Genomic DNA, 25,480 nt, shown 5'->3' on the forward strand with positions numbered 1-25,480 from the left:
GTTAGGAGCGTCCGATGAAGGATGCAGTGATCATCGGAGGCGGCCTCGCGGGTCTGTCCGCGGCATGGCGCCTTCGCCACTGGGACATCCAGGTCCTGGAGTCCGACCACCGGATCGGCGGCCGGATCATGTCCGAGAAGCGCGGCCCCTACGTCCTCAACTGGGGCGGCCACATGTTCGCCGGAGAGGGCAGCTCCACCACCGCGCTGCTCGCGGAGACCGGCACCCGCTCGATCCGGATCCCCGGCTCGTTGCAGGGCATGGCCATGAACGGCAAGTTCATCACGACCGGCCCGGTCCAGACCTACCCGTTCCGGTTCCCGATGCCGTTGTCCTCGCGGCTGTCGATCCTCAAGACCGGCGCCAAGCTCGGAATCGACGTGCTCCGCTACACCCGCGCGGTCAAGTCCCGTCCCGGTGAGACCGGCGAGGTCCGCCAGCAGCGCATCTACGACTTCGAGAACGACCGCACGTTCGCCGACTACATCGGACACCTCAACGAGGATCAGAAGAGCTTCTTCCTCCCGCCGGTCACCCGGTCCGCCGCCGACCCGGACCAGCTCTCCGCCGGTGCCGGGATCGGCTACTTCAGCCTGATCTGGAACATCGGTCAGGGGCTGGGCCGCAGCATTCTCGGTGGCGCCGCCACGCTCACGGAGGGCATCGCCCAGTCCGTGCGCGACCGCATCGATCTCGGCGCCGATGTCCACGAAGTCGTCCAGAACGCCGACCACGTCGTCGTCCGCTACTCCAAGGACGGTGTGTCGCACGAGGTCAAGGCGCGTACCGCCGTGCTCGCCACCCCGGCCCCCATCAGCCACAGGCTCGGGGTCAACCTGCCCGATGATCTCCGCGAGGCCCTGTCGAAGATCGTCTACGGCCCGCACGTCGCCGGGGCGTTCCTCACCGACGAGACCGGCCGGATGCCCTACGACAACACCTACGGCATCGCCGTCGCGAACAAGTCGTTCAGCGTCGCCCTCAACCAGGGCAACATCGTGCGCGGCCGGGAGGCGGTGCGCCAGCGGGGCGGCAGCATGATGACCTTCTCTCCCGCCAGCCTCGGCCGGCGCCTCTGGGACCAGGACAAGGACGCCATCGCCAAGACCTACATCGACGAGCTCGACGACATCTTCCCGGGCTTCGCCGACATCGTCACGGAGGCCCGCGTCGAGAAGTTCGAGTTCGGGTCGCCGTACTGCTTCCCGGGCCGCAGGCACCTGCAGCCGATCCTCACCCGGCCGTCGAAGCGGGTGTTCCTGGCCGGTGACTACCTCGGAACGCTCTACACCGAGACCGCCATCAACTCCGGGTTCTCGGCGGCCCAGGAGGCACTGAGCCTGCTGTCCACGCAGCAGCAACGCCCCACGACCTGACACCTCGGCGACATCCCGTCCCGGAATCGGAAAGGACCCATTCCATGACCGAGAGTTTCGGTGGCATCCTCACCGCACTCGCCACCCCGTTCGACGAGAGCGGCAAGGTCGACGACACCCTGCTGCGCCGGCTCGTCGACCGCTCCGTCGACGGTGGGGTGGACGCGCTGGTCGTCGGCGGCGGCACCGGCGAGTTCACCACGCTGAGCGAGGAGGAGCGGCTGCACTTGTTCGACGTCGTCGTCGAGCACACCGCCGGGCGGGTTCCCGTGGTCGCCCAGACCGGTGCGATCACGACCTCGGCCGCGATCCGTCTCTCCCGAGCCGCAGAACGGACCGGCGCGGACGTCCTGATGCTGTCCCTGCCGTACTACGAGCCGCTGAGCCCGGGCGAGGTCCGTCGCTACATCACCGAGGTCGCGGGGTCGGTCGAGCTCCCGATCATGCTCTACAACAACCCCTCCACGACCGGCGTGAACATGGATGCCGGGACGCTCGCGGCGTTCGGGCGCGAGATCGAGAACGTCCGCTACGTCAAGGACTCCAGCAAGGACTGGGAGCAGGCGCTGCGCCTGATCCATCACCACAGCGACGACATCGGCCTGATCATGGGCTGGGACAGCTACAGCTTCAGTGCGCTCCTCGAAGGAGCCACCGGCGTGATGGTCGGCGCCGCGAACGTGGTACCCGAAGAGATCTCCGCCGTCGCCCGGGCGATCCGCGCCGGCGACGTCGCGACGGCTCGTGAGGAGTGGCGCCGGGTCTACCCGGTGATCGACGCGATGCTCGCGGTCCCGTTCGTCCAGGCCGTCAAGGCCGGCTTGCGGCTGCGTGGCGAGCCGGTCGGTGCACCGCGCGAACCACTCGAGGAGCTCGCGCCCGAGGACGTGGCCAGCCTCGAGGCCGCGCTGAACGCGCTCTACCGCTGAACGACCGCACCGCGTCGGGCCCCGGGCACCACCCGGCTCCGGGGTCCCGCGCGGTGTCCCTACCCCAACACGTGCGAGGAGGAAGAACCATGAGCGAGTCCCCCACCGTCGTCGTGCGCAAGACCGACACGACGCCCTTCTACGAGGGCCCCGAGGAGTGCCGCGAGTACTTCCGCAACGAGGACTTCTGGTTCGGCAGCTCGCTGGTCCACCCCGGCGACGTCGGGGCCGTCGACCCCGGCCACGTCGGCGCCTGGGAGGTCTTCTACTGCGTCTCGGGCGAGGCCGTCATGGACGACGGCGAGAAGGAGTACACCGTTGCCGCCGGCGACACGGTCGCCTTCCCGCCGAGCGTGCCGCACCGGATCCACAACCGGGGCACCGAGCCCGTCCTGATGGTCTGGGCGGGCGGCCCCGGACCGGGCGAGCCGCCCGCGAACTGACGGCGCATCCGCACCGTTTCATCTCGGCCGCCGATTCCGTCTCCCCGGCTACCGGGAGCCACACATGCACAAGCGACCTCGCCCGAGGCCGCGGACAGGGTAGTCCCATGTCACTGAACCGGACCGACTGGAGCAACCAGTGTCAACCATAAAGAACACGCCCACCGGGCAGAGCGCGCTCACCCCGAGCCAGCGACGACGATTCCGGATCAGGCTGATCGTCGTCCTGCTGGGCGGCATGGTCCTCGACGGCTACATCCTCGGCATCGTCGGGCCCGTCTCGGACACGCTCTCCGACGATCTCCAGATCTCGGCGCTGACCGAGGGCCTTGTCGTCGCCGCCGCGCTGGTCGGCATCTTCGTCGGTGGACCGCTCGGCGGGTGGCTGGCGGACAGGGTCGGGCGCAAGCCGTTGTTCACCTTCGACATCGCCCTGTTCACCGTCGCATCGTTCCTGCAGCTGTTCGCCGAGTCCGCGGTGCTGCTCATCGCGATCCGCCTGCTCATGGGCCTCGCGATCGGCATCGAGTACGCCGTCGGCTGGCCCCTGATGAGCGAGTTCGCCCCGGCGAAGCTGCGTGGTCGCCTGCTCGGCGCCATGTCGATCGGTTTCTACGGCGGATTCATGATCGCCTTCACCATCGGTTACTTCCTCAGCGAGTACGTCCGACTGGATTGGCATCTCATCCTCGGAACCAGCACCGTGCTGTCGGTGGCGCTGCTCATCGCCCGGATCGGGATGCCCGAGTCACCCCGTTGGCTGTGGAGCAAGGGCCGGCAGGACGAGGCGCGCGCCATCGCCCACCGATACCTCGACGACGACGCGCTCTTCGACATCGAACAGGAGCACGTGAAGAAGGGCAATTTCCGCGAGCTGTTCTCCCGTCGCTACTGGCGGGCGACGTTGTTCACGTCGATGTTCTGGTTCTGCGCCGTCACCCCGTACTTCGCGATCGCCACCTTTGCCGACAGCGTCCTGGCCCAGTACGGCCTGAGCGGTGGGCTCGCCGGTGGTGTGGGCCTCTCGGCGGTCGCCGTGGCGGGTGTCGTGGCCAGCGTCGTGCTCATCGACAAGGTCGGGCGGCGGGTGCTCACGGTGCCACCCCAGTGGATCGGCGCCGCCGTGCTCGCCGTCATCGCCCTCTGGGCGGGTGCGCCCCCGATCGCGATCCTGACGCTGTTCCTGGTCTTCTCCTTCGTCAACGCGCTGTACACCACGCTGACGGGTGTCTACCCGGGCGAGGTGCTGCCGACCGAGATCCGCGGTGCGGGAACCGGGTTCGCTGCCGCGATCAGCCGGATCGGGGCCGCGATCGGGACGTTCCTGCTACCGGTCTCGATGGAGACGCTCGGCGCCTCGGTCACGATGCTGTCCGCCGCGGGAGTCGCCGTACTCGGTGCCGCGTTGTCCCAGTGGCTGGCCCCGGAGACACGGGGCAAGAGCCTCACGGAGGCGGCGGAGAGCTTCGCGCACTGACGCCGGCCTCAGCCGTCTCACCAGCACCGATCCGGCTCCCGGAAGCGCTCCGAGTGGCCGTGGGGAATTCCCTACGGCCACTCGGAGCGTTCCGGTTTTGTCTGGTTGGAAGACAGTTGTCCTACTTCTAGGTAGCCTGGCTGCATGTCCGAGAGTACCGAGGTCGGGGACCAGGTCGGCGGTCGAGCCGCGTCCCCGCGCCGGCAACGTCCCAGCGTCACCGCGTCCGTGGTCCACGTCCTGAAGCGACGGATCGCCCAGGGCGACTGGGCTGCCGGCGACCGGATGCCGTCGGAGCCCTCGCTCGCCGACGAGCTCGGCGTCAGCCGGGTCACCGTGCGCGCGGCGCTCGCCCAGCTGGAGAACGACGGGATCGTCAACCGGCGGCACGGCTCCGGAACCTATGTCAACTCGATCCGACCCCTCGTGAGCAGCCTGCACCTCAACATCGGCTCCGACCAGATGATCACCTCGAGCGGGCGGACCTCCGGGATCGCCGAGATGTCATGGCGCCAGGAGGCCGCCGGCCAGGACGTCGCCGACCGGCTCGCCGTCGAGGCCGGTACCCCGGTCGTCCACCTCTACCGCGTACGCACGGCCGACGGTGTCCCGGTCACGGTGTCCGACGACTACTTCCCGGCCGAGTTCCTCCCCTCGGAGTCGGTCACGCTCGGCCCGTCGCTGTACTCCTTCCTGTCCAAGGTCTGCGGCATCGACGTGGAGTTCGGCATCGCCACCCTCACGCCCGCGCAGGCGGGGCCGACCCTGGGCTCTGCACTGGGTGTCGGGGAGGACGAGCTGTGCATGGTGATCAGGCAGGTGGACTACGACGCGGACGAGCAACCCGTGTCGTACTCCGTCGAGCACCACCTGGCGAGCGCGCTCACGTTCCAGCTCGTCCGGCAGGGTCCTCACGGGGGGCGCACCCCCGGACGGTAGATACGGCACCCTGTCGGCTACCCCGTCGTCGCGGCCCCGGTGGCGACGACGTCGCCCGCGCGGTCCAGGTACCGACGTCAGATGGCCCGGCACAACCGGGCGGCGTCGAGGATCGCCGCGTGGACGTTCCGGCTGCTCACGGCGTCACCGATCCGAAACAGCCGGAAGGAACCGTCCGGGTTGGACACCGCGGTCTGCTCCCGCAGCGCGAGGAGGTCGTCGGGGCGGACCTCGCCGCCGTTGCGGGAGTCCGCCCGCAGCTCGGTGTACAGCTCGTCGTGCGGCGTCGTCCCGCACTCGGCGACGACCAGATCGTAGGTGCGGACCTGGTACCAGTCACTGCCGTCGATGCCGAGTTGGACCGTGTAGCCGCCGCCCTCCCTCCTGGCAACGCCACGAAGCCTGCGCAGCACGGCGATGTCGATTCCCTGTTCGGCGAGCGCGGCGAAGTAGAAGGACGCGACGAGCCCACCGACATCGGGTGACACGGTTCGTTCCGGCGTCACCACCTCGACGGACGCGCCACGGCGAGCGAGTGCCTCGGCGACGTCGAGCGCCTGGTTACCGCCGTGGTCGTCGTACACCATGACCCGTCCCGAGACCGGGCGTTCCTCGGCCAGCACGTCCCAGGAGTCCAGGACCAGCTCGCCGCCCGGCACGTCCGGCTTCGCCGGGAGGCCACCGGTGGCGACGACGATGTCGTCGTAACCCGCCGCACGCAGGTCGTCCGCCTCGACGTAGGTGTTCAGCCGCACCTCGACGCCCAGCCGGGCGAGCTCCTGGCGGCGCCAGTCGATGACGCCGCGCAGGTCGCGCCGGCGCGGTGCCAGAGCCGCCATCCCGAGCTGCCCGCCGACCGCCGACCCCGCCTCGAACAGCGTGACCTCGTGCCCGCGTTCCCCGAGCACCCGGGCGGCCTCGAGGCCGGCCGGCCCGGCCCCGACGACGGCCACCCGGCGCACGGTCCCGGCACGCTCGACCGTGTGCGGCAGCTCCAGTTCCCGACCGGTGGACGGGTTGTGGATGCAGTGCGCCCGGCCGGTCTGGTAGATCGCGTCGATGCACATGCTGGCCCCGACACAGGGCCGGATCCGGTCGCTGTCGCCCCGCTCGAGCTTGCGCACCAGGTGCGGGTCCGCCATCAGGGCGCGCGTCATGCCGACCATGTCGAGCAGGCCGTCACGGACGGCATAGCGGGCGGTCTCCAGGTCGGCGATCCGGCTGGCGTGCATGACCGGGACGGTCAGCTTCTGCTTGATCGCGCCGGCGAACTCGAGGTGCGGGGCCGACGGGGTTCCCATCGGCGGGATCAGCCGGGCGGACTCGGCGTCGGTGGCGATGGAGCCACGGACGACGCTGATGAAGTCGACACCGGCCGCGCACACCTCGTCGGCGATCGTCAGGGCCTCCTCGGTCCGCAGTCCCGGCTCCCGCTGCTCGTCGAAGCTCATCCGGGAGCCGATCAGGAAGTCCGGGCCGACCGCCTCGCGGATCGCGGTGATCACCTCGAGCGGGTAACGCATGCGGTTCGCGTGGCTGCCCCCGTACTCGTCGTCCCGGTGGTTCCAGTACGGCGTCCAGAACGAGTCGAGGAACTGGCCGTAGAGCATCAGCTCGATGCCGTCCAGGCCGGCCTCCCGGCACCGCTGCGCGGCGGCGACGAAGTCGTCCCGGATCCGGTCGAGATCCCACTTCTCGGCCGCCTTCGCGAAGGCGCGGTGGGCCGGTTCCCGGGTACCACTCGCCGAGACGGCCGGCAGCCACTCGTCGGCGTAGTTGCTGGTCCGGTGCCCGAGATGGGTCAACTGGCACATGACGGCGCACCCTTCGGCGTGGACCTCGTCGGAGAGCTGCCGCAGCCAGGCGACGCTCTCGTCCTTCCACAGCTTCAGGTTCCCGAACGCCGGAGCACTGTCGCGGCTGACCAGCGCGCTCCCGCCGATCATGGTCAGGGCGGCACCGCCACGTGCCTTCTCGACGTGGTAGGCACGGTAGCGGTCCGTCGGCAACCCGTCCTCGGCGTAGGCGGGCTCGTGCGAGGTGCTGACGATGCGGTTCCGGAGGGTGAGGCCCTTCATGGTGAACGGGCTCAGCAGCGGGTCGGCCATGAGGCCCTCCATGCGACACGGGTTCGGTGCGAGGGTCCGGGCGACGCCGGACCCGGGATGACGTGGTGGTTCGCCGGATCCCGTCGCTGCCCGCGTCGTCACGGACCATGAGCTGAGACACTGCCAAGAGCGGGCCGTCGCGGTCTTCCTCCGCCTGTCTGAACTTGGCGGCGAGCGTCCGACAGCTGGTCGTTCGTCATCCCCGTTACTGCGCTCGGGCAGCGGACCCCGCACCGCCCGTACGCGGGTCGGTGTAAACGAGCAGGACGAGTCCGCCCTCCTCGCTCCAGGTCGCGTGGTCGGCCCCAGGCGGGCGGACCAGGTAGTCCCCGGCGCGGTAGGTGCCGGCGTCGTCGGAGAAGGATCCCTCGATGACGTAGATCTGTTCGATCTGCTCGTGCGAGTGGACGGCCGCGGACGCGCCGGGGTCCATCTGCATGAGGGTGGTGGTCTCGCCCGCGACCGGGTCCTGGAACAGGGTCCGGGTACGGAAGCCCGCCACCTCGGACTCCTCCCAGTCACCGGCATCGCCCCGCACGACGACGGTCCGCTCGCGGCTCGCGTTCCCCGACGGCTGTCCGAAGATCTCCTGCATCCGATTCAGCTCCTCTGCTGCTGGAATGTTTCTGGCTCCCGGGTGCCGGCACCGGCCGTCCCGGGATGCTCAGCGGGCCCCGGCTCGGTGGCCGGGACAATGCCGGCCCAGGATCTCGTCCAGCATCGCCCGGGGGATGCCGGCCCCGTCCGTACGCGGCCAGGGCAGGCACACGTCGTCGACACCGGCCTCCTCGAGGCGCCCCACGACGTCGTCGTAGCACTGCACCGACTGCAGGGGCGACCGGTTCGCCAGGCCCACGAGCACGGTCCGGCGGATCCGCCGACCGGGTGCGTGCTCGGCGGCGACCGCACCGAAGCGCCGGACGTGCTCGCACACCGTGCCGAGCCACGACTCCAGGTCCTCCACCGGGCCGGGGGCACCGTTGGTGACCCACCGGTCGGCGTGCCGCGCCGCGATCCGCATCCCGGCCGGGCCGGTGGCGGCGACGGTCACGGGCACCCGCGGCCGCTGCACGCAGGCGGGGAGCAACCGCGCCGCGTGAGCCGAGTAGTAGCAGCCGTCGGCCGAGAAGCGATCCTCCTCCAGGGCACCGAGCAGCACGGTCGTCCACTCACCGAACCGGGCCGTGCGCTCCTTCCGGGACCACGCCGGCTCGCCCAGCACGTACGAGTCGTCGCCCTCGGTACCGGCCCCGATTCCGAGCTCGAATCGCCCGTGTGACATCCGGTCGAGCGTCACGATCTCCTTGGCGAACGGCACCGGGTGCCGGAAGTTCGGGGTGGCGACGAGGGGCCCGAGCCGCACGGTCGTCGTCGAGACGAACGCAGCGGCGAGCATCGGCACCATCGAGAACCAGTCCTGGTCGCGCTGGGGCGACCAGGCGAGGTGGTCGAACGTCCAGACCCGTTCGATGCCGTGGTCCTCGGCCTCCCGGATCCGCGTGACGAACTCCGTACAGTCCACATCGGGCAGTACGACCGCCGACAGGTCCAGCGTCACTGCTCGGTCTCCCTCGGGTCGGGGCTCACCGCTCGGGGCCACCGTAGAAGGTCGCGTCCCCCGGCGGGAGCGGGGTGATGCCGCGGATCCGGTCCGCGAGCTTCTCGGCCATCATCATCACGGGTGCGTTCAGGTTGGCGGTCACGACCCTCGGCATGATCGACGCGTCTGCGACGCGGAGGCCCCCGATGGTGTTGACCCGCCCGTGCTGGTCGACCACGGCGTCGTCGTCGACACCCATCCGGCACGATCCCGAGCCGTGGTACGACGTGTTGCAGGCCGACCGGACGAACGCCTCGATCTCGCGGTCGGAGGTCACGTCGGGACCGGGATTGAGCTCGACCGGCCTGAACCGCTGCCAGGCCTGCTGCTTGACCAGTGTCTCGCGGGTCAGTTTGACACCGTCCACGATGTCCTCGAGGTCCTGGCGTGCCTGGAGGTGGTTGAACACGATCGACGGCGGATCCTGCGGGTTCGCCGAGCGGAGCGACACGGAGCCCCGGCTCTCCGGACGGGACAGGTCCATCCAGACCTGGAAGCCCGGCACCGGTACGAGCTTGCCCTTGACCAGTCGCCGGGTCAGCGGCAGGAACTCGTACTGCATGTTGGGGAACTCGACGTCGTCGCGAGTACGCAGGAACGCGCCCGACTCGAAGAAGTTGGTGGCGCCGAGGCCCCGACGGCGGAGGAGCCAGTCCACGCCGATCTTCGCGCGGCCGGCGAGCGACAGCTCCGCGGTCAGCGAGTCCTCCGAGGCGGTCCCGAACTGGACGTCGACACCGGGATGGTTCTGCAGGTTCCGGCCGACCTCGGCCCGGTCGGAGACGACCGGTATGCCGTGGCGCGCCAGCTCGTCGGCCGGACCGATCCCGGACAGGAGCAGCAGCTTCGGTGAGTTGAACGCCCCCGCAGCCAGGATCACCTCTCGCTCGCACGGGATCACCCGGGTGTCCGTTCCGACCCGCACCCGAATCCCCGTCGCCCGGCCGTCGTGGATCTCGATCCGCTCGACCGTGGCCCGCGCCAGCACGGTCAGGTTGGGGCGCCAGGCCGCAGGGCGGAGGTAGGCACGGCTCGCGCTCCAGCGCACACCCTGGTGGATGAACACCTGGGCGATGTGCATGCCCTCCTGCCGGTAACCGTTGTGGTCCGGGGTGACCGGGAACCCCGCCTGCTCGCCGGCACGCAGGAACGTGTCGTGGAACCGGTGCGCGGCAGGGGCCCGTCCCACATGGACCGGACCGTTCGCGCCGCGCCACTCGTCGGGTCCGTCGGAGAACGACTCGAACTTGCGGAAGTAGGGCAGGACGTGGGCGTAGTCCCAGTCGTCGAGGCCGTCCTTGGCCCAGCCCTCGTAGTCCAGCGGGTTGCCCCGGTTGAAGATCATCGCGTTGATCGACGAGCCACCGCCGATGATCCGGCCCGCCTTCTCGTCGATCGTCCTGCCGTCCAGGTACGGCTCCGGACCGGACCGGTAGCCCCACCCGATGCGGGTGTTCTGGTACACGAACGGCAGCGCCCCGGGCATGGTCAGCATCGGGTTGCGGTCGTGACCGCCGGCCTCGACCAGCAGGACCGTCGCCGACGGGTCCTCGCTGAGGCGGGAGGCCAGGATGCAACCGGCCGTACCGGCGCCGACCACGATGTAGTCGTAGGACGCAGCCATCTCGGGCTCCTCGGGGTCGTCGTGCGGCAGCCCGGGGATCGCGTCGCGGCGGCGTCGCCGTCGCCGCGGAACGGTCCGGGTCACGGTGCGCCGAGCCTAGGTTCGGCGACGCTCGGCTCTCTGCGACAGCGGCGAGGAACTCTCGCACAGCCGTTCCGACAGTTGTCGAACGCGGGGCCCGGACCTCCGGCCGGCCGGACCGGGCTCACGCCCCCGCGGTGCCGCCGGCCTCCCGGTAGGCCGTCAACCAGAGGGCCAGCTGCAGGTCGGTCCGCCCGGCACCCTGGCGCAGGTCCACCCCGGTCAGCTCCTGGATCCGGTCGAGACGGTAGTAGAGCGTCGTCCGGTGGACATGGAGCTCGGTCGCCGCCGTGGTCATGTCGCCTCCGAGGTCCAGGACGACCCGCGCTGTCGTCCGCAGCTCGAGCCGGGCCTGGTCGGAGAGGATCTCCGCACCCGGGTGCACGTCGGCAGCAGCCAGCGATGCAGGTGCATCGACGACCAACCGCCAGGCGCCCAGCGCGTCCCAGCTGGCCGGCTCGGGGCGGGCGCCGGCGGCGATTGCCCGCGCGGTCGCCCGGGCCCGGCGGACGGCCTCGGCCAGGTGCATCAGCGGTAACGGGGCCCCACTGGCCGCCATCCGGCGCGCGCGACCGGTCACGGGGTGCACGCTCAGGTCGTCGGCCAGGGCCCAGCCGCCCGGGCTCCGGGGGTGCTCGACCTGCACCTGAACGTCCAGCGGCAGCCGTTCCCACACGGCGAGTTCCCTCGCCGTCTCCGGGTCCGAGGTCTCCAGCAACCGTTCGACGAGCGCGTCTCGGCGGCGACGCATGTCCTCGACGGACCGGGTCCGCCGGGCGAGCACGGTCCCCGCCAGCTCGGCGCAGTCGACCAGCGGTCCGAGCTGATCCGGGGTGACCTTGCCGTCCGGGTCGAGCACCCACAGGTAGCCGTGCAGCCGCCCCTCATGGCGCACCGGTACGCACCACCGGGCCCACATCCCGCGCTCCGGCATGGCCGGGGTCCGCACGGGCTCGGTCGCGCGGTCGAGGCCGAAGCTGCCCACGACCTCCGCCGCTGCCGGCTCGACGTGGCGGCCGAGGATGGTCGTCGTCCGGGCATGATCGACCGGCCCCTTGGTGGACCACCAGATCGGGCGTTGCTGCCGGTCCTCGACGAGCACCGACAGCTGGAGGTCCGACGCGAGCTCGTCGACAGCGGACTGGACATCCGGCTCGCCTGCCATCGTCACCTGACCTCTCGTGCGGTGATCCTACAACTGTCGAACTCGCGGCCGGGGTTTCCGGCGTCGCGCCGAAGCCGGTCGGGGACGGTCCTCCCTAACGTTCGGGGTCCCGCCCCGATCCGTCCGCCGAGGGAGATCCGACATGACGATTCCCGTAGACCGGGCCGCAGAACTCCTCACCGAGGCGACTCCGGCACGGTCCTACGCCGTCGGTACGCCCGAGCGGATCAGGCTGGAAGCCGCACTGACCGAGGTCTGCCGCCACGGCCACGACCTGCCGGTGGTCGTGGGTGGCAAGGAGATCCGAACCGGGCGGACCTTCCCGCTGCGGCTCCCGCACGACCACTCGACCGAGCTCGGCCGTGCCCACCGGGCCTCCTCGGAGGAGATCGAGTCGGCGATCGCGGCAGCGTCCGACACGGCGGGCGACTGGGGCCGCGCCCACTTGGCGCATCGCGTGGCCCCCTTCCAGAAGGCCGCCGACATGCTGGAGTCCGGCCCCTGGCGGGAACGGCTGGTCGCAGCCACCATGCTGGAGCTTTCGAAGACCGCGGCGCAGGCCGACGGTGACGTGGCAGAGGCCGTCGACTTCCTGCGGGCCAACATCGTCAACGCCGGCGCACTGGAGCAGGTCCAGCCGCACTCCCCGGCCGGCATCACCAACCACATGGAGTACCGACCGCTCGAGGGCTTCGTCTTCGCGATTTCCCCGTTCAACTTCACCGCGATGAACAACCTGGCGTTCGCGCCGGCGCTGCTCGGCAACAGCGTGCTGTGGAAGCCCGCGGAGAGCGCGACCCTCGTCGCGCACCTGTCGCTGCGCCTGTTGCGCGAAGCCGGCCTGCCCGACGGTGTGATCAGTCTGCTGCCCGGCCGTGGGGGTGAGGTCGGCGATCCCGTCCTCCGTCACCGCGACCTCTCGGCGGTGCATTTCACCGGCTCGACGGCGACATTGCGCCACATCTGGCGGACCATCGGTTCGGGAATCGACCGGTACCGCGACTACCCGCGGATCGTCGGCGAGGCAGGCGGCAAGGACTTCGTGATCGCACACCCGTCGGCCGACGTCGAGGCACTTGCCGTCGCCTGCGTGCGTGCCGCCTACGACTACCAGGGCCAGAAGTGCGCGGCGGCCTCGCGCATCTACGTCCCCCGCAGCCTGTGGCCGGAGGTCCGGGACCGCATCGTCGCGCTCACCGAGGGACTGGCGGTCGGTGACCCGACGGTCCCGGGCGTCCACCTCGGGGCCGTCATCAACCGGAGCCAGTTCGAGAAGCACGAGGCTGCGCTGGCGCGGGCGCGCGACCAGCAGGTTGTGCTGGCCGGCGGGCACACGGACGGGGCCTCGGGCTGGTTCGTCCGCCCGACCCTGCTCCAGGTCGACGACCCGCACTCGGAGTTCATGGAGGAGGAGCTCTTCGCGCCCGTCATGGCCGCCTACGTCTACGACGACCGGCGATGGCCGGAGACCCTCGAGCTCGTGGACGGCACCACCGGGTACGGGCTCACCGGCTCGGTGTTCGCGAACGATGAGGGAGCCGTCGCCCAGGCGGACCGGGTGCTGCGCTACTCGGCCGGGAACTACTACGTCAACGATCGCCCGACCGGCGCGACGGTGGGCCAGCAGCCCTTCGGCGGTGCCCGCGCCTCGGGCACGAACGACAAGGTCGGCACCGTCTGGAACTCGATCAGGTTCGTCAGCCCCCGGTCGGTGAAGCACACCCACGACCTCGACCGGGACGCCCGCTTCCCGGCGCTCGAGGGCTGACCACCGATCCGTCGTGCCCGACCGCCCCACCGACGAGGGTCCATCGTGGACGCCGATACCCACCCGCACGATCCTGCCAGCGAGCCGAATGGAGCGCCGATCACCATGCCCGACGTCCTGATCATCGGAGGAGGCTGCATCGGCAGCGCCGCCGCCTTGCACCTGCTCAAGCGCAGCCCCGGCACGGCGGTCACCGTGCTCGAGCCGGATCCCACCTACACCGAGGCCGCGACGACCCATGCCACGGGCGGGGTACGGCAGCTGTTCACCCGGCCAGAGAACATCGAGCTCTCCCGCTACACCCTCGAGGTCATCGCGAACTGGCAGGACTACCTTGGGCTGGACGGCACCGCGCCGGACCTGGCATGGAAGGAGAACGGCTACCTCTTCGTCGCCCCACCCGAGCACACGGCGACGTTCGAGCGGAACTTCGCCACCCAGGTCGAGCTCGGTGTCGAAGCCGAGTGGCTCGATCCCGGTGAGCTGACGCAGCGGTATCCCTTCCTGCTGACCGACGACCTGGGGCCCGCGGTTCTGTCCCCGCGGGACGGCTGGCTGGACCCGCACTCGCTGCTGCACGGCCTGCGCCGCGCCGCACAGCGGCTGGGGGCCGAGTACCGCACCGACCGCGCCGTGGATCTCACCGTCCGCGGCGGCCGCGTCGAGGCGGTGCAGCTGGAGTCCGGGAGCACCATCGAGGCCGACTGGGTCATCAACGCCGCCGGCGTCCGGGCACCGCAGCTGGCCGAGCTCGCCGGCATGCCGGTGCCGGTCGACCCGATGCCGCGCCAGGAGCACTACGTCGAGGCTTCCGGCGACTACACGGCCATGCCGTTCATCAAGGACCCCTACGGCCTGGCCATCCGCTCGGAGGGCGAGGGACTGTCGGTCGGGCTGGTCGACTTCGACACGCCGGCCAGCAGGGAGCTGCCCCGCGACAACAGCCACTTCGAGGAACGGGTCTGGCCCGCGCTTGCCCACCGCATCCCCAGCCTCGACGCGCTGCGGCTCAAGTCGACCTGGGCCGGTCACTACGACCAGAACCGCCTCGACGGGAACATGATCATCGGCAACCGTCCGGGGACGGTCGACAACTTCCTGACCGCCTGCGGCTTCTCCGGGCACGGGCTGATGCACGCCCCCGGGGTCGGCCGCGCCCTCGCCGAGCTGATCGTCGACGGTGACTACACCACCATCGACCTGACCCGGTTCGGCTACCAGCGCATCATCGACGAGGAGCCCTACCAGGAGCTCGGCGTGCGCTGAGCCGTCTCCCGGCGACGCCGCACCCGCCCGGCACGGGGTTCGGGCGGGTGCGGCGAGCCGGGTCGGTCGTGGCCTGCGGCTGCGAACTCAGCGGGACGCCGCCCCGGCACTCCACCCGCGCAGGCTTCCGCAGAACGCGGCCACCAGCCTGCGGGTGGTCTCTGCTTGGCTCATGCCGACGGTGTCGAGCAGATCGAAGATCTCGCGCGGGTCGAACAGGATGTTCCAGAGGAACAGCCCTTCCTCCCCCGGTTCCGGGATGCCGAGCTCGGCCGCGGCCTCGGCGATCGGACGCTCCATCGCCTCGGCCTGGACGCTGATGTGCCGAGCACCCGCGCGTAGCCGGGCGAGGTAGCCCTCGTCCGAGCGCGTGTGGACCATGGCCCGGCCGTGCTCGACGACGAGGCGGACCCATTCCGCGCAGACGTCCTCGAGCAGCCGCAGGCCGTGGTGGTCCGACCGGCGGCTGTGCGTGAGCAGCCGGAGCCCGACGTCGAACCGGTACACGGCGAGGATCTCGTCGACCGAGCCGAAATGCCGGTAGGCGGTGGCGGCGGCGACCTCGGCCCGCTCGGCCACCTCGGTCATCTTGACGGCGGTGCCGTGCCGTCCGGCGAGGTAGGCGGCTGCGTCGATCAGTCGCCGCCGGTTCCGCTCCGTGTCACTGCGCACGGCCCGTCGAGCCCTCCGTTCACCCGTGAACGGCTGTCGGCGCCCGTCGTCCGGGCCACGCCGTCCTTCCGGCACAGGGTACCGACGGTGTGGCGACGGCTGCCGCGTCCCCGAGGTCCCGGGCCGGTCCGGTGTCACGGCACCAGGGTTCGGCGGAGTGTGTCGAGCCCCTCGGCCAGCCGCGCCACACCGGTCCGGATGGCGTCCTCGCTCGCGGCGTAGGACAGGCGCAGGTGGTGTTCTCCGTGCGCTCCGAACTCCGAGCCCGGGCGGACCGCGACACCGAGCTCGCGCAGCCGTGTCACGAGTTCGGCCGACGGGATGTCGAGGTCATAGTGCGGGAACTGGTAGAACGCGCCCTCCGGGGCGCTCGGGGTGAGCCCGTCGATCCCGGACAGGCCCTCGAACATGATCTCGGCCCGGCGGGCGTAGGCGGTCCGCATCGCCGCGACGTCGGCGTCCGCGGTGCGGACCGCGGCCAGCGCGGCGTCCTGCACGACGGTGTTCATCGACCCGTTGACCGTGTTGTGGATCCGTGCCGCCGACGCGATCAGCGGCTGCGGTCCCCAGATGTACCCGACCCGCCAGCCGGTCATCGCGTAGCTCTTCGAGAACGTCTGGCAGTAGATGGTCCGCTCGGGCAGGCCCTCGATCGACACCGTCGAGGTGAACGGTTCGCCGGTGTAGGTGAGGTCGGCGTAGGCCTCGTCCGACACGACGACCGTGGACGTGCCCTCCAGGAGCCCGGCGAGCGCGTCGAGCTCGGCCCGGGAGTGGACGATCCCGGTCGGGTTGCCCGGATTGCAGAACACGAACAGCTTCGCGCCGGGCAGTGCGTCGGCCAGCCGGTCGAGGTCCCAGTGCAGGTCGGCGCCCAGCGGCACCGGCACGGGGACGCCGCCGGCCATGCTGACCAGGTCGGCGTAGAGCGAGTAGGTGGGGTCGGGGAACACGACCCGGTCCCCCGGGTCGACGATCGAGAGGATCGAGGCGGCGAGCCCTGCGGTCCCGCCGTGGGTGATCAGCACGTCGTCCGCCGACACCGGCCCGCCGGTGAGCCCGCCGATCCGCTCGGCCAGCGCAGCACGCAGGTCGGGTTCGCCGCGCAGCGGGGAGTAGTGCGTGCGTCCGGCCCGCAGGGACGCGACCGCCGCATCGACCACCTGTGCCGGGGTGTCGAAGTCCGGCTCGCCCATGGCCAGCGACACGAGGTCGTCGGAGGACTGCGGCTGCTGCACGCGGCGGGACGCCGCCGCGATCCGGGCGACGGCGGCCGCCGGGGCGAAGGCGGCCGGTGCGGTACTGGTCGACATGCTCTGCTCCTGGGTGGGATCAGGACCGGGTGGCCGGCCGGTGCGGGGCGCCGATGTGCCGGCTGATCTCGAGGTCGGTGGCGGTGTCGCGTTGCCGGGTCGGCGCGACGACGATCTCCTGGAGGACGACCCGCTGGGGCAGGACGACCGCGAGCCGGATGGCCTCCGCGACGTCCTCGGGCTGCACCATGTGCGCACGCTCCTCGGCCGCGGGCGGGCGGGCGCGGTTGTCCAGGATCGGGGTGTCGGCCTCACCGGGCAGGACCGTGATCGCGCGCAGGCCCTGGTTCCGGAACGTGGTGTGCAGGAAGGTCATGAAGTTGCGGACGCCGGCCTTCGCCGCGCCGTACGCCGCCCCGCCCAGCAGGTTGGGGTTCACCGCGGCGAGCGAGGAGACCGTGACGATCGTCCCGGTGCCCGACTCGAGCATGTCTGGCAGGACCGCCTGGCAGAGCCGGAACACCGCGCTCAGGTTCACGTCGAGAACCTGGGCCCACTCCTCGTGCGGGAGGTACTGCGGGTTGAGCACCGACGAGGCGCTGCCCGCGTTGTTCACCAGCACGTCGACCACGCCGAGTTCGGCCCGGACCCGCTCGAGCAGCCGTGTCACCTCGGCGGTGTCGGTGATGTCCGCGGCGATCGGCAACGCGACGCCGCCGCCGGCGCGGATGACCTCCGCGGCGGCGTCCAACGGCTCCTGGCGGCGCCCGACCAGCACCACTGCCGCGCCGTCACCGGCGAGCAGCCGGGCGGTCTCCCGCCCCATGCCGCTGCCGGCGCCGGTGACCAGCGCGGTCCGTCCTGCCAGGTTGTACACGGATCACCTCTCCATGAACTGCGACGCTATTCGCAAATGACACTATATTCTCATTCGGTGGGGCGGCAAGGGCCCGGCAGCCCCAGGGCGGCGAACGCGTCGGACGTCGCACTCTCCAGGGCGCGGAGTGCCGCTTCCTGCTCCGCCGACCGGCGCACCGCGGTCTCCCGGTCGACCCATCGGAAACGCAGCCGCCTGCCCGGCCCGGCCTGCCCGAGCACCGGCAGGCACGCCCTGGCCGCGACGCCGATGATCGGGTATCCGGCAGTGAGCGTGCGGTACCGGCCCAGCACGATGAGCTCGTCCGCGTGCGGGATCTCCAGCGCCCCGATCGGCACGCCGTGCGAGACGATCTCGGTGTCGTCGTCGGGGTGCTTCACCGGGCCGTCGAGTCGCAGACCGACGTGGTCGGACCGGACGGTGACGGTGTAGAGCGAGTCCGCCACGAGCTCCCGGATGCCGGAGGCAGCACCGGCTCCGTGAGTCGGCACGACGTCGACCGGCCGGTCGAGCGCACCCGGCCGGAACCCCGGGAGCGGCAGGCGCAGCAGGGGCTGTCCGAAGTGGCCGTACGACCAGCCGCGCGACACCGTCCGCACCCGGACCTCGCTTCCGGGGCCGAGCACCTGGCCGAAGCCCATCCGGGGGTCCGGAGCCGCGCTGCCGAGGAACCGCGCCGCGTCGACCCGGCCGTGCACGGCGAGGTAGCTGCGCACGCCGCGCCGCAGCTCGTGGACCCGCAGCTCGCATCCCTTCGGGACCAGCACCGGTGACCACGTGGGCACGGCGGCGCCACCGACGGTCACCCGGCTGTCCGCCCCGGTCACGGCCACCAGCACGTCGGCGTCCGGGACGACCGCGAGCCCACCGCCGAGGCTCTCCAGCAGCGGGGCGCCCCGCGGGTTGCCGACGAGCAGGTTCGCGACGGCGGCGGAGTACTGGTCGGCGGCACCCCCGGTGGGCACGCCGAGACGCTCGGCGTCCTGCCGGCCGAGGTCCTGGTAGGTGGTGGACCAGCCTGCGCCGGTCACCGCGATCGCGACCGTGCTCACGGGGCAGCGCCCTCCGGGAGCAGGAAGCCACCGCGCAGCCGGGCGGCCCGCGCACGGTCGACCGGGACGAACCGGACGGTGTCACCGGGCGCGAACGACACCGGCTCGTCGCGCGTGATGTCGACGATCGTGTGCGGGGTCTCGCCGACCACGCGCCACCCGCTGGGACCGGGGAACGGCTGGATGATCGCGCTCGTCCCGGCGATCATGATCGCACCGGGCGGGACGTCGGTGCGTGGCTCGGCCCGCCGGCGGACCGGCCGGGGGACGGACAGCCCGTCCATCATCGGCGCCATGGCCGCCGCGAGCAGCGCGACCGTGAACGTCGATCCGGTGATCGCGGCGACGACGTCGGCCGGGGCGAGACCGAGCTCGGCACCGACCTCCGCGAGGTCGGGCCCGGTGACGTCGTCGAACACGACCGGGATCGTGAACCGGTGGGCCGGACGTCCCGGCGCGGCTGCGCCCGCTCCGACCTCGGCGAGCAGCTCGACCGCGTACGCGATGTGCTCGGGTGCGGTTCGCAGCGGGTCGAACTCGACGAGCAGCGACTCCATCCCGGAGACCACGTCCAGCACGCCGTGCGGCCGCCGGGCGAGCAGCCGGTCGCGGAGCCGCCGGATCGCCGCCCGGCGCACGCCCGGGCCGTCACCGGGAACGGTCACCATGACCGCCGAGTCCCCGAACGGCTCGACGATCACGGCAGCGAGCTCGGTCATGTCGGTATCTTCGTCGGCGTGCGGGTTCACCCCGCCAGCGCCGGCTGGTCCTTCCCGGCCAGGACCTCCTGCAGGCCGGCCGCCCGGATCCCGGCGGCCTCCAGGGCGGCACGCAGCGCCCGGCCGTTGTCCAGGACCGTCGGGTGGTCACCGTGCAGCAGCAGCACGTCGGCGTCGTGGCCGAGCGGGACGTCGTTGCCGTCCACCGAACGCACCGTGCCCTCCTGCACGACCTGCACGCACCGCCGGCCGATCAGCCCGGGGTCGTGGATCAGGCCGCCCGGGTGCGAGCGCGGAACCGGCATGCCGTCGTCGCCGTAGCCCCGGTCGGCCAGGAAGACGTACCCGACCCTCAGGTTGCGCTTACGGGCCTCCTCGGCGAGCAGGCCCCGCTGGCAGATGACGATGTAGTTCGGGTCGTACGCGGCGACGGCGTCGGTGATGGCGCGGGCGTGCACCGGGTCGGTCTGGGCGATCGACCCCATCCGGCCGTGCGGCGCGACGTGGCTGATCGTGCCGCCGTGCACGCGGGCGAACGCGTCGAGCGCGCCGATCTGGTACAGCACGTCGGTGCGGATCTCGTTCTCGGTGGCCTCGATCAGCCGGCGCCCGAACCCCACGAGGTCCGGGTAGCCGGGGTGCGCGCCGAGCTCGATACCGCGTGCCACGCACTCGGCGACTGTCCGGTCGATGACCCGGGGGTCACCGCCGTGGAAGCCGCACGCGATGTTGGACGTGGTGACGAGGTCGAGCAGGGCGTCGTCGTCGCCGATGGTGTAGTTGCCGAAGCTCTCGCCGAGGTCGGCGACCACGGCGACGGTGCTGGATCCCATCATGTCTCCCGGATGTCGTGTGTCAGCTGTACTGCAGCGGACGTCCCTTGGTCTCCGCGACGAAGACCAGTGTGACCAGCGTGATGCCCGCGGACACGATGCACGCGAACGCCGGGATCATGTTGGACCCGGTCGCCTCCATCAGCGCCGTCATCACGAGCGGCGCGCTGCCGCCGAAGATGATCGTCGAGACGCTGAACCCGATGCTGTAGGCCGAGTACCGCACGCTCGTCGGGAAGATCTCGGCCAGCACGGTGTGGATCGACGCGGCGTGGCCCGCGAACGCGATCGCGAGGATCGTCGTGCCGAGACACGCGAGAAGGAACTGCCCGGTCGCGATCAGCAGGAACGACGGGTAGGCGACCAGCGCGGACGCCACCGCGGACAGGGCCAGCACGGGCTTGCGGCCGATCCGGTCGGAGAGCCGTGCCATCAGCGGGATGGAGATGACGATGGCGACCAGGCTGATCGCGGTGACCACCAGTGCCTGCAGCATCGAGAAGTTGTTCTCGCCCAGGGACTTCTTCAGGTACGTCGGCATGTAGACGAACAGCAGGTAGTAGCCCGGCCCGTTCAGCGCGGGCAGCAAGATCGTGATCGCGATCGCCCGCAGGTGCCGCTTCGAGGTGAACGCCACCCGCAGCGGGTTGCGCACCACCGCGTTCTGCCGGCGCGCCGCGGCGAAGACCGGCGTCTCCTCGAGCCGGCTGCGGATGTAGAAGCCGATGTAGCCGAGCGGAACGGCCAGCAGGAACGGGATCCGCCAGCCCCACGACGTCATCGTGTCGTCACCGAGCACCGTGATGAGGAGCGCCGAGAACGCGCTGCCGAACATCAGCGCCACGAAGGAGCCGACGGCGACGAAGCACATCCGGTAGTTCCGCTCACCGTCCGGCGAGTACTCACCGACGAACGACATCGCCCCGGCGACCTCGCCGCCGGCCGAGAAGCCCTGCAGCACCCGCAGTGCCAGCAGGAGGACCGGCGCGGCGACGCCGATCGTCGCGGTCGTGGGCAGGAGCCCGATCGCCGCGGTGGATGCCGAGATCAGCAGCAGCAGGGTCGCCAGCAACGAGCGCCGTCCCATGCGGTCACCCAGGTAACCGCAGATGACACCGCCGAACGGCCGTGCGATGAAGCTGACGAGGAAACCGATGTTGGCCAGCAGGAGGCTGCCCGCCTCCGCGCCGCCGGCCAGGTTGACCGCCAGGTAGGTGACCAGCAGGCCGTAGATGCCGTAGTCGTACCACTCGACGAAGGAGCCGATGGCACCCGCGACCGTGGCCTTGCGGACGGTCTTCTCGTCGGGGACGACGACCTCGACCGGATCCGGCTCGAGGCGATCTGACGTTGTCATGGGGTTCACCTTCGGTGTCGCGGGGCCCGGCGTTGGACCCCTGGGAGCCGTGCTCTCACCGTGATCGCGGCCGGCGAGCAGTGCGAATCAGTTCTCATATGAGGTTATGGTCGCGTTTTACGATGGGTCAAGACCGGATGTCGCCGGGCCGGGTAACAACTTGGCCTCCGTCACCACGCCTGCACAGACCGTGTGCCGCGACGCACGGCGCCGCGACGAGGCCTTGCCTGGAGCCGCCGCTCCAGGCACTATCCTCGCATCAAAACGCGAACGTGTTCGCATTTCGGGCCAGGGCTGCGTCCGCCGGTCCAGCGGCGGAACCCGGGCGCACGACCGCATCGAGGAGAGACACCGATGGCACAGGACAACGTCCGGGTGGCGCCCGGCTGGGACCGGGTCGAGCCGAACGTACTCGATCGGCTCCGCACCCATTCGGCCGCGAACCTCGGCGACGCGCTCGACCGGCTCAACATCGTCGACGGCGGGATCGCCCCCATCTGGCCCGGGGCCCGCGCGGTCGGCACCGCACTGCCGGTCCTGACCGTCGCCGGGGACAACCGGGCCGTCATCGACGCCCTCGACCACATCCGCCCCGGCGACCTCGTCGTGATCAACGCACTCGGCTACGACGGCCGCGCGATCATCGGCGACAACCTCGCCCAGCGGTTCGCGGCCTTCGGCGCCACCGGCGCGGTCGTCGACGGCTACGTCCGCGACCGGGCGATCATCGAACGGCTCGGGGTACCGGTGTTCGCCCGGGGCCTCACCCCGGCCGGCCCGTTCAAGAACGGGCCGGGGACCATCGGCGAGCCGGTCGCGATCGGCGGCGTCGTGGTCCACCCCGGTGACGTCGTCGTCGCCGACGACGACGGGGTGATCGTCATCCCGCCGCACCGGATCGAGGAGGCCCTGACCGGGGTGGAGGACATCGTCGCCCGCGAGGCCGAGCTCGACGCCGAGGTGGCCGCCCTGCGCGAGCAGGTCGCCTGATGACCGACGCGACGCGCCCGGACGGGCCGCTGCGGGTGGTGGCCGCCGCACCGCTGGCCGCGGCCGACCGCACCCGGATCACCGAACTCGAACCTCGGCTCGACCTCGTCGTGGACGACGAGCTGCTGCCCCCGATGCGCTGGCCGGCCGACTTCGTGGGCGACCCGGACTGGCATCGGACCCCGGCGCAGCAGCGGGCCTACGAGTCCCTGGTGGACTCGGCCGACGCCCTGTACGGGATTCCCGACGTCGACCCGGCCGCACTCGCCCGGACCGTGCGGGCCAACCCGCGGCTGCGCTGGGTGCACACCATGGCCGCCGGCGGCGGCAGCCAGGTGGCCGCGGCCGGCCTGACCGCCGACGAGCTCGACCGGGTCAGCTTCACCACGTCAGCCGGGGTGCACGGTGGCCCGCTCGCCGAGTTCGCGCTCCTGGGCGTTCTGGCCGGGGCGAAGAACCTGCCCCGGCTGACCCGCCTGCAACGCGACCGGGAGTGGAGCGGGCGCTGGCCGATGGGCCGCGTCGAGGGTTCCACCGTCCTCGTGCTCGGCCTCGGCGGGATCGGGCGGGTGGTGGCGACGAAGCTCGCTGCGCTCGGCGCCACCGTCGTCGGCACGCGCCGCAGCGGCGCCGCCGTTCCGGGAGTCGACCGGGTGGTGCACCCGGACCGGCTCGTCGAGGTGGCCGGCGAGGTCGACGCCGTGGTCAACACGCTTCCGGGCACGGCGGCCACCGAGAAGCTGCTCGGGGCCGACGTCCTCGGTGCCCTGCGGCCGGGGACGACGCTGGTCAACGTCGGCCGGGGCACCGTCGTCGACGAGGACGCGCTGCTCGAGGCGCTGGACGCCGGGCGCGTCGGCTTCGCCGCCCTCGACGTCTTCGCGACCGAACCGCTTCCCGCCGACAGCCCGCTGTGGAACCACGACCGGGTCCTCGTCAGCCCGCACACCGCGGCCCTGGATCCCGGCGAGGAGCGGCGCATCGCCGAGCTCTTCGCTGCCAACGCCACCCGCCTGCTCGACGGCCACGACCTGATCAACCGGGTCGACACCGTCGAGTTCTACTGAGAGGGACCCGGAATGACACCGGCATTCGACCTCCACGACCGGATCGCGCTGGTCACCGGATCCAGCCGCGGCATCGGGCTGGGCATCGCCGAGGGGCTCGCCGCCGCCGGCGCGACGGTCGTGCTCAACGGCGTGGACCCCGAGCGGCTCGAGGCGGCCCGCGTGGCGCTGGCGTCGCGCCACGGCACCGACCGGGTCCATGCCCGGGCCTTCGACATCCTCGACGAGCAGGCGGTCGCCACCGCCGTCGCCTCGATCGAGGACGAGGTGGGCCCGATCGAGATCCTGGTCAACAACGCCGGCGTCCAACACCGCGAGCCGCTGCTCGAGGTGAGCCTGCACGACTGGCGCCGCGTCGTCGACATCGACCTCACCGGCGCGTTCGTCGTGGGGCGGGTTGTCGCCGCACGGATGGTCCCCCGCGGTCACGGCAAGATCGTCAACATCTGCTCGGTACAGACCGACCTCGCCCGCCCGACCATCGGCCCCTACACCGCGGCCAAGGGCGGGCTGCGCAACCTGACCCGGGCCATGACCGCCGAGTGGGCGCGTCACGGCATCGGGATCAACGCGATCGCGCCGGGATACATCCACACCGAGATGACCCAGAAGCTCGTCGACGACCCGGCGTTCAACGACTGGGTCCTCGGCCGGACCCCGGCCGGACGTTGGGGATCGGTCGCCGACATCGTCGGCCCGACCGTGTGGCTGTCCTCCCCTGCATCGGACTTCGTCAACGGACAGGTCGTGTTCGTCGACGGCGGCATGACCGTCGTCGTCTGAAACGGAGGAGACATGACCAGCACCCCCGCCACCCCGGCGGTCGTCGCACACGGTGTCGACGACGTCCGGGTCGACCACATCGCCGTCCGCGACCCCGCGCCCGACGAGGCCGTCGTCGAGGTCACCTACGGCGGGATCTGCGGATCCGACCTGCACTACTGGCGACACGGCGCCGTCGGCCAGTCGGTCCTGCGCGAACCGATGGTCCTCGGCCACGAGATCGTCGGCGTCGTCGCACGCGCGGCCACCGACGGCAGCGGCCCACCCCGCGGGGCCGCCGTCGCCGTCCACCCGGCCACCCACGAGCACACCGACGTGCGCTTCCCGCCCGACCGCCCCAACCTCTCCCCCGGTGTCCGCTACCTCGGCTCGGCGGCGCGCCTGCCGCACACCCACGGCGGCTTCGCCCGCCGGGTCGTGCTGCTCACCCGGATGCTGCGCGCCCTGCCCGACGGGCTCGATCTCCGGACCGCAGCCCTCGCCGAACCCGCCGGAGTGGCCTGGCACGCCATCGCCCGGGCCGGCGACCTCACCGGTAAGCGGGTCCTGGTCGTCGGATGTGGGCCGATCGGATCGCTGGCCGTCGCGGTGGCCCGGCGGGCCGGTGCCACCGAGATCGTGGCCACCGACCTGCACGACACCCCCCTCGGGATCGCCCGCGCAGTCGGCGCGACCCGGACCCTGCGCGCCGGGGACACGAACGCGATCGCCGCCGTAGACGCCGACGTGGTCGTCGAGTCGTCGGGCAACCACCGTGGGCTTACCTCCGCGATCGCCGGCGCAACCCGCGGGGGCACGGTCGTCATGGTCGGGCTGCTGCCCGACGGCGAGCAGCCCGTCCCCATCGCCTCGGCCATCACCCGCGAGCTGCACCTCATCGGCTCGTTCCGGTTCAACGACGAGATCGACGACGTCATCGCGGCCATGGCCGACGGGTCGCTTCACGTGGACCCGATCGTCACGCACACCTTCGGGCTGGACCGGACCCTGGACGCGTTCGCCGTCGCGGCCGACGCCGCGATCTCCGGCAAGGTGCTCCTGGACTTCACCGAGGCTCGCTAGCGGCCCTGGCGCGGGCTCGGGCCACACGCCGGAATGCTG

Annotated in this window: 23 protein-coding genes; 11 read left to right on the forward strand and 12 right to left on the reverse strand. The window is 71.4% G+C overall.

The annotated features are described in order from the left end of the window. Positions 1 to 14: 14 nt before the first annotated feature. The 5 genes from H7X46_RS20240 to H7X46_RS20260 all read left to right on the forward strand — a co-directional run bounded on the left by H7X46_RS20240 (position 15) and on the right by H7X46_RS20260 (position 5,164). Positions 15 to 1,376: an NAD(P)/FAD-dependent oxidoreductase gene (locus H7X46_RS20240; protein ID WP_186360896.1), complete on the forward strand. Its 1,362-nt coding sequence runs from the start codon at positions 15 to 17 to the stop codon at positions 1,374 to 1,376. Positions 1,377 to 1,420: 44 nt separating this feature from the next. Next, complete coding sequence (locus H7X46_RS20245) at positions 1,421 to 2,305, forward strand: dihydrodipicolinate synthase family protein (protein WP_186360897.1); 885 nt, start codon at positions 1,421 to 1,423, stop codon at positions 2,303 to 2,305. 89 nt (positions 2,306 to 2,394) lie between these two features. Beyond that, positions 2,395 to 2,748, forward strand: a complete 354-nt coding sequence (locus H7X46_RS20250; RefSeq protein ID WP_186360898.1) for a cupin domain-containing protein — start codon at positions 2,395 to 2,397, stop codon at positions 2,746 to 2,748. A gap of 139 nt (positions 2,749 to 2,887) precedes the next feature. Further along, positions 2,888 to 4,225 carry an MFS transporter gene (locus H7X46_RS20255; protein ID WP_370588874.1) on the forward strand — a complete coding sequence of 446 codons (1,338 nt, stop codon included), beginning with the start codon at positions 2,888 to 2,890 and terminating at the stop codon, positions 4,223 to 4,225. Between the two features lie 144 nt (positions 4,226 to 4,369). Further along, positions 4,370 to 5,164 carry a GntR family transcriptional regulator gene (locus tag H7X46_RS20260; protein ID WP_186360899.1) on the forward strand — a complete coding sequence of 265 codons (795 nt, stop codon included), beginning with the start codon at positions 4,370 to 4,372 and terminating at the stop codon, positions 5,162 to 5,164. Positions 5,165 to 5,241: 77 nt separating this feature from the next. On the opposite strand, the gene H7X46_RS20265 is transcribed toward H7X46_RS20260, so the two are convergent. From H7X46_RS20265 to H7X46_RS20285, 5 genes are all read right to left on the reverse strand, one after another. Then, positions 5,242 to 7,272 (reverse strand): FAD-dependent oxidoreductase, encoded by a 2,031-nt coding sequence (locus H7X46_RS20265; RefSeq protein ID WP_255426180.1) that lies wholly within the window; start codon positions 7,270 to 7,272, stop codon positions 5,242 to 5,244. A gap of 205 nt (positions 7,273 to 7,477) precedes the next feature. Continuing rightward, positions 7,478 to 7,867: a cupin domain-containing protein gene (locus H7X46_RS20270; protein ID WP_186360901.1), complete on the reverse strand. Its 390-nt coding sequence runs from the start codon at positions 7,865 to 7,867 to the stop codon at positions 7,478 to 7,480. Between the two features lie 69 nt (positions 7,868 to 7,936). Then, complete coding sequence (locus H7X46_RS20275; RefSeq protein ID WP_186360902.1) at positions 7,937 to 8,830, reverse strand: LLM class flavin-dependent oxidoreductase; 894 nt, start codon at positions 8,828 to 8,830, stop codon at positions 7,937 to 7,939. Positions 8,831 to 8,855: 25 nt separating this feature from the next. Further along, on the reverse strand, positions 8,856 to 10,580 hold the full coding sequence (locus H7X46_RS20280) for a choline dehydrogenase (protein ID WP_222131370.1): 1,725 nt from the start codon (positions 10,578 to 10,580) through the stop codon (positions 8,856 to 8,858). A 121-nt stretch (positions 10,581 to 10,701) separates the two neighbouring features. Beyond that, complete coding sequence (locus tag H7X46_RS20285; protein ID WP_186360903.1) at positions 10,702 to 11,742, reverse strand: CdaR family transcriptional regulator; 1,041 nt, start codon at positions 11,740 to 11,742, stop codon at positions 10,702 to 10,704. Between the two features lie 142 nt (positions 11,743 to 11,884). On the opposite strand from H7X46_RS20285, the gene pruA reads away from it, so the two are divergent. Continuing rightward, positions 11,885 to 13,510, forward strand: coding sequence for an L-glutamate gamma-semialdehyde dehydrogenase (pruA, locus tag H7X46_RS20290; RefSeq protein ID WP_186360904.1), 1,626 nt, complete (start codon positions 11,885 to 11,887; stop codon positions 13,508 to 13,510). 105 nt (positions 13,511 to 13,615) lie between these two features. Next, entirely contained in the window at positions 13,616 to 14,776 is a 1,161-nt protein-coding gene (locus tag H7X46_RS20295) for an FAD-binding oxidoreductase (RefSeq protein WP_186360905.1), read from the forward strand. An 87-nt stretch (positions 14,777 to 14,863) separates the two neighbouring features. Here H7X46_RS20295 and H7X46_RS20300 read toward each other — a convergent pair whose 3' ends face one another. The 7 genes from H7X46_RS20300 to H7X46_RS20330 all read right to left on the reverse strand — a co-directional run bounded on the left by H7X46_RS20300 (position 14,864) and on the right by H7X46_RS20330 (position 21,539). Next, entirely contained in the window at positions 14,864 to 15,448 is a 585-nt protein-coding gene (locus H7X46_RS20300; protein ID WP_186360906.1) for a TetR family transcriptional regulator, read from the reverse strand. A gap of 134 nt (positions 15,449 to 15,582) precedes the next feature. After that, entirely contained in the window at positions 15,583 to 16,761 is a 1,179-nt protein-coding gene (locus tag H7X46_RS20305; RefSeq protein WP_186360907.1) for a pyridoxal phosphate-dependent aminotransferase, read from the reverse strand. Positions 16,762 to 16,780: 19 nt separating this feature from the next. After that, complete coding sequence (locus tag H7X46_RS20310) at positions 16,781 to 17,578, reverse strand: SDR family oxidoreductase (RefSeq protein ID WP_186360908.1); 798 nt, start codon at positions 17,576 to 17,578, stop codon at positions 16,781 to 16,783. Positions 17,579 to 17,628: 50 nt separating this feature from the next. Continuing rightward, the gene (locus H7X46_RS20315; RefSeq protein WP_186360909.1) at positions 17,629 to 18,630 is read right to left on the reverse strand and encodes a biotin-dependent carboxyltransferase family protein; all 1,002 of its coding nucleotides are present in this window, start codon (positions 18,628 to 18,630) and stop codon (positions 17,629 to 17,631) included. Next, positions 18,627 to 19,349 (reverse strand): allophanate hydrolase subunit 1, encoded by a 723-nt coding sequence (locus tag H7X46_RS20320; protein ID WP_186360910.1) that lies wholly within the window; start codon positions 19,347 to 19,349, stop codon positions 18,627 to 18,629. Before H7X46_RS20320 ends, H7X46_RS20315 begins: the two co-directional genes overlap by 4 nt. A 26-nt stretch (positions 19,350 to 19,375) precedes the next feature. After that, a complete protein-coding gene (locus H7X46_RS20325) occupies positions 19,376 to 20,182 on the reverse strand; it encodes a 5-oxoprolinase subunit PxpA (protein ID WP_186360911.1) in 807 nt (268 codons plus the stop codon). Positions 20,183 to 20,204: 22 nt separating this feature from the next. Beyond that, on the reverse strand, positions 20,205 to 21,539 hold the full coding sequence (locus H7X46_RS20330; protein WP_186360912.1) for an MFS transporter: 1,335 nt from the start codon (positions 21,537 to 21,539) through the stop codon (positions 20,205 to 20,207). A 354-nt stretch (positions 21,540 to 21,893) separates the two neighbouring features. Here H7X46_RS20330 and H7X46_RS20335 point away from each other — a divergent pair, with 354 nt between their 5' ends. The 4 genes from H7X46_RS20335 to H7X46_RS20350 are packed head-to-tail and all read left to right on the forward strand — an operon-like array spanning position 21,894 to position 25,441. After that, complete coding sequence (locus tag H7X46_RS20335; RefSeq protein ID WP_186360913.1) at positions 21,894 to 22,529, forward strand: RraA family protein; 636 nt, start codon at positions 21,894 to 21,896, stop codon at positions 22,527 to 22,529. After that, the gene (locus H7X46_RS20340) at positions 22,529 to 23,596 is read left to right on the forward strand and encodes a D-2-hydroxyacid dehydrogenase (protein WP_186360914.1); all 1,068 of its coding nucleotides are present in this window, start codon (positions 22,529 to 22,531) and stop codon (positions 23,594 to 23,596) included. Before H7X46_RS20335 ends, H7X46_RS20340 begins: the two co-directional genes overlap by 1 nt. A 12-nt stretch (positions 23,597 to 23,608) precedes the next feature. Beyond that, entirely contained in the window at positions 23,609 to 24,379 is a 771-nt protein-coding gene (locus H7X46_RS20345; protein WP_186360915.1) for an SDR family oxidoreductase, read from the forward strand. A 12-nt stretch (positions 24,380 to 24,391) separates the two neighbouring features. Beyond that, entirely contained in the window at positions 24,392 to 25,441 is a 1,050-nt protein-coding gene (locus H7X46_RS20350) for an L-idonate 5-dehydrogenase (protein WP_186360916.1), read from the forward strand. Positions 25,442 to 25,480 lie beyond the last annotated feature (39 nt).

The organism is Pseudonocardia sp. C8 (assembly GCF_014267175.1).
Classification (GTDB): Bacteria; Actinomycetota; Actinomycetes; order Mycobacteriales; family Pseudonocardiaceae; genus Pseudonocardia.

Excerpts from the sequence above, each read along its gene's own strand:
- H7X46_RS20265 (WP_255426180.1), bottom strand. The coding sequence starts at position 7,272 with ATGGCCGACCCGCTGCTGAGCCCGTTCACCATGAAGGGCCTCACCCTC.
- H7X46_RS20270 (WP_186360901.1), bottom strand. The coding sequence starts at position 7,867 with ATGCAGGAGATCTTCGGACAGCCGTCGGGGAACGCGAGCCGCGAGCGG.
- H7X46_RS20240 (WP_186360896.1), top strand. The coding sequence starts at position 15 with ATGAAGGATGCAGTGATCATCGGAGGCGGCCTCGCGGGTCTGTCCGCG.
- H7X46_RS20245 (WP_186360897.1), top strand. The coding sequence starts at position 1,421 with ATGACCGAGAGTTTCGGTGGCATCCTCACCGCACTCGCCACCCCGTTC.
- pruA (WP_186360904.1), top strand. The coding sequence starts at position 11,885 with ATGACGATTCCCGTAGACCGGGCCGCAGAACTCCTCACCGAGGCGACT.
- H7X46_RS20285 (WP_186360903.1), bottom strand. The coding sequence starts at position 11,742 with ATGGCAGGCGAGCCGGATGTCCAGTCCGCTGTCGACGAGCTCGCGTCG.
- H7X46_RS20330 (WP_186360912.1), bottom strand. The coding sequence starts at position 21,539 with ATGACAACGTCAGATCGCCTCGAGCCGGATCCGGTCGAGGTCGTCGTC.
- H7X46_RS20295 (WP_186360905.1), top strand. The coding sequence starts at position 13,616 with ATGCCCGACGTCCTGATCATCGGAGGAGGCTGCATCGGCAGCGCCGCC.
- H7X46_RS20340 (WP_186360914.1), top strand. The coding sequence starts at position 22,529 with ATGACCGACGCGACGCGCCCGGACGGGCCGCTGCGGGTGGTGGCCGCC.
- H7X46_RS20325 (WP_186360911.1), bottom strand. The coding sequence starts at position 20,182 with ATGGGATCCAGCACCGTCGCCGTGGTCGCCGACCTCGGCGAGAGCTTC.
- H7X46_RS20250 (WP_186360898.1), top strand. The coding sequence starts at position 2,395 with ATGAGCGAGTCCCCCACCGTCGTCGTGCGCAAGACCGACACGACGCCC.
- H7X46_RS20345 (WP_186360915.1), top strand. The coding sequence starts at position 23,609 with ATGACACCGGCATTCGACCTCCACGACCGGATCGCGCTGGTCACCGGA.
- H7X46_RS20260 (WP_186360899.1), top strand. The coding sequence starts at position 4,370 with ATGTCCGAGAGTACCGAGGTCGGGGACCAGGTCGGCGGTCGAGCCGCG.
- H7X46_RS20350 (WP_186360916.1), top strand. The coding sequence starts at position 24,392 with ATGACCAGCACCCCCGCCACCCCGGCGGTCGTCGCACACGGTGTCGAC.
- H7X46_RS20335 (WP_186360913.1), top strand. The coding sequence starts at position 21,894 with ATGGCACAGGACAACGTCCGGGTGGCGCCCGGCTGGGACCGGGTCGAG.
- H7X46_RS20305 (WP_186360907.1), bottom strand. The coding sequence starts at position 16,761 with ATGTCGACCAGTACCGCACCGGCCGCCTTCGCCCCGGCGGCCGCCGTC.
- H7X46_RS20320 (WP_186360910.1), bottom strand. The coding sequence starts at position 19,349 with ATGACCGAGCTCGCTGCCGTGATCGTCGAGCCGTTCGGGGACTCGGCG.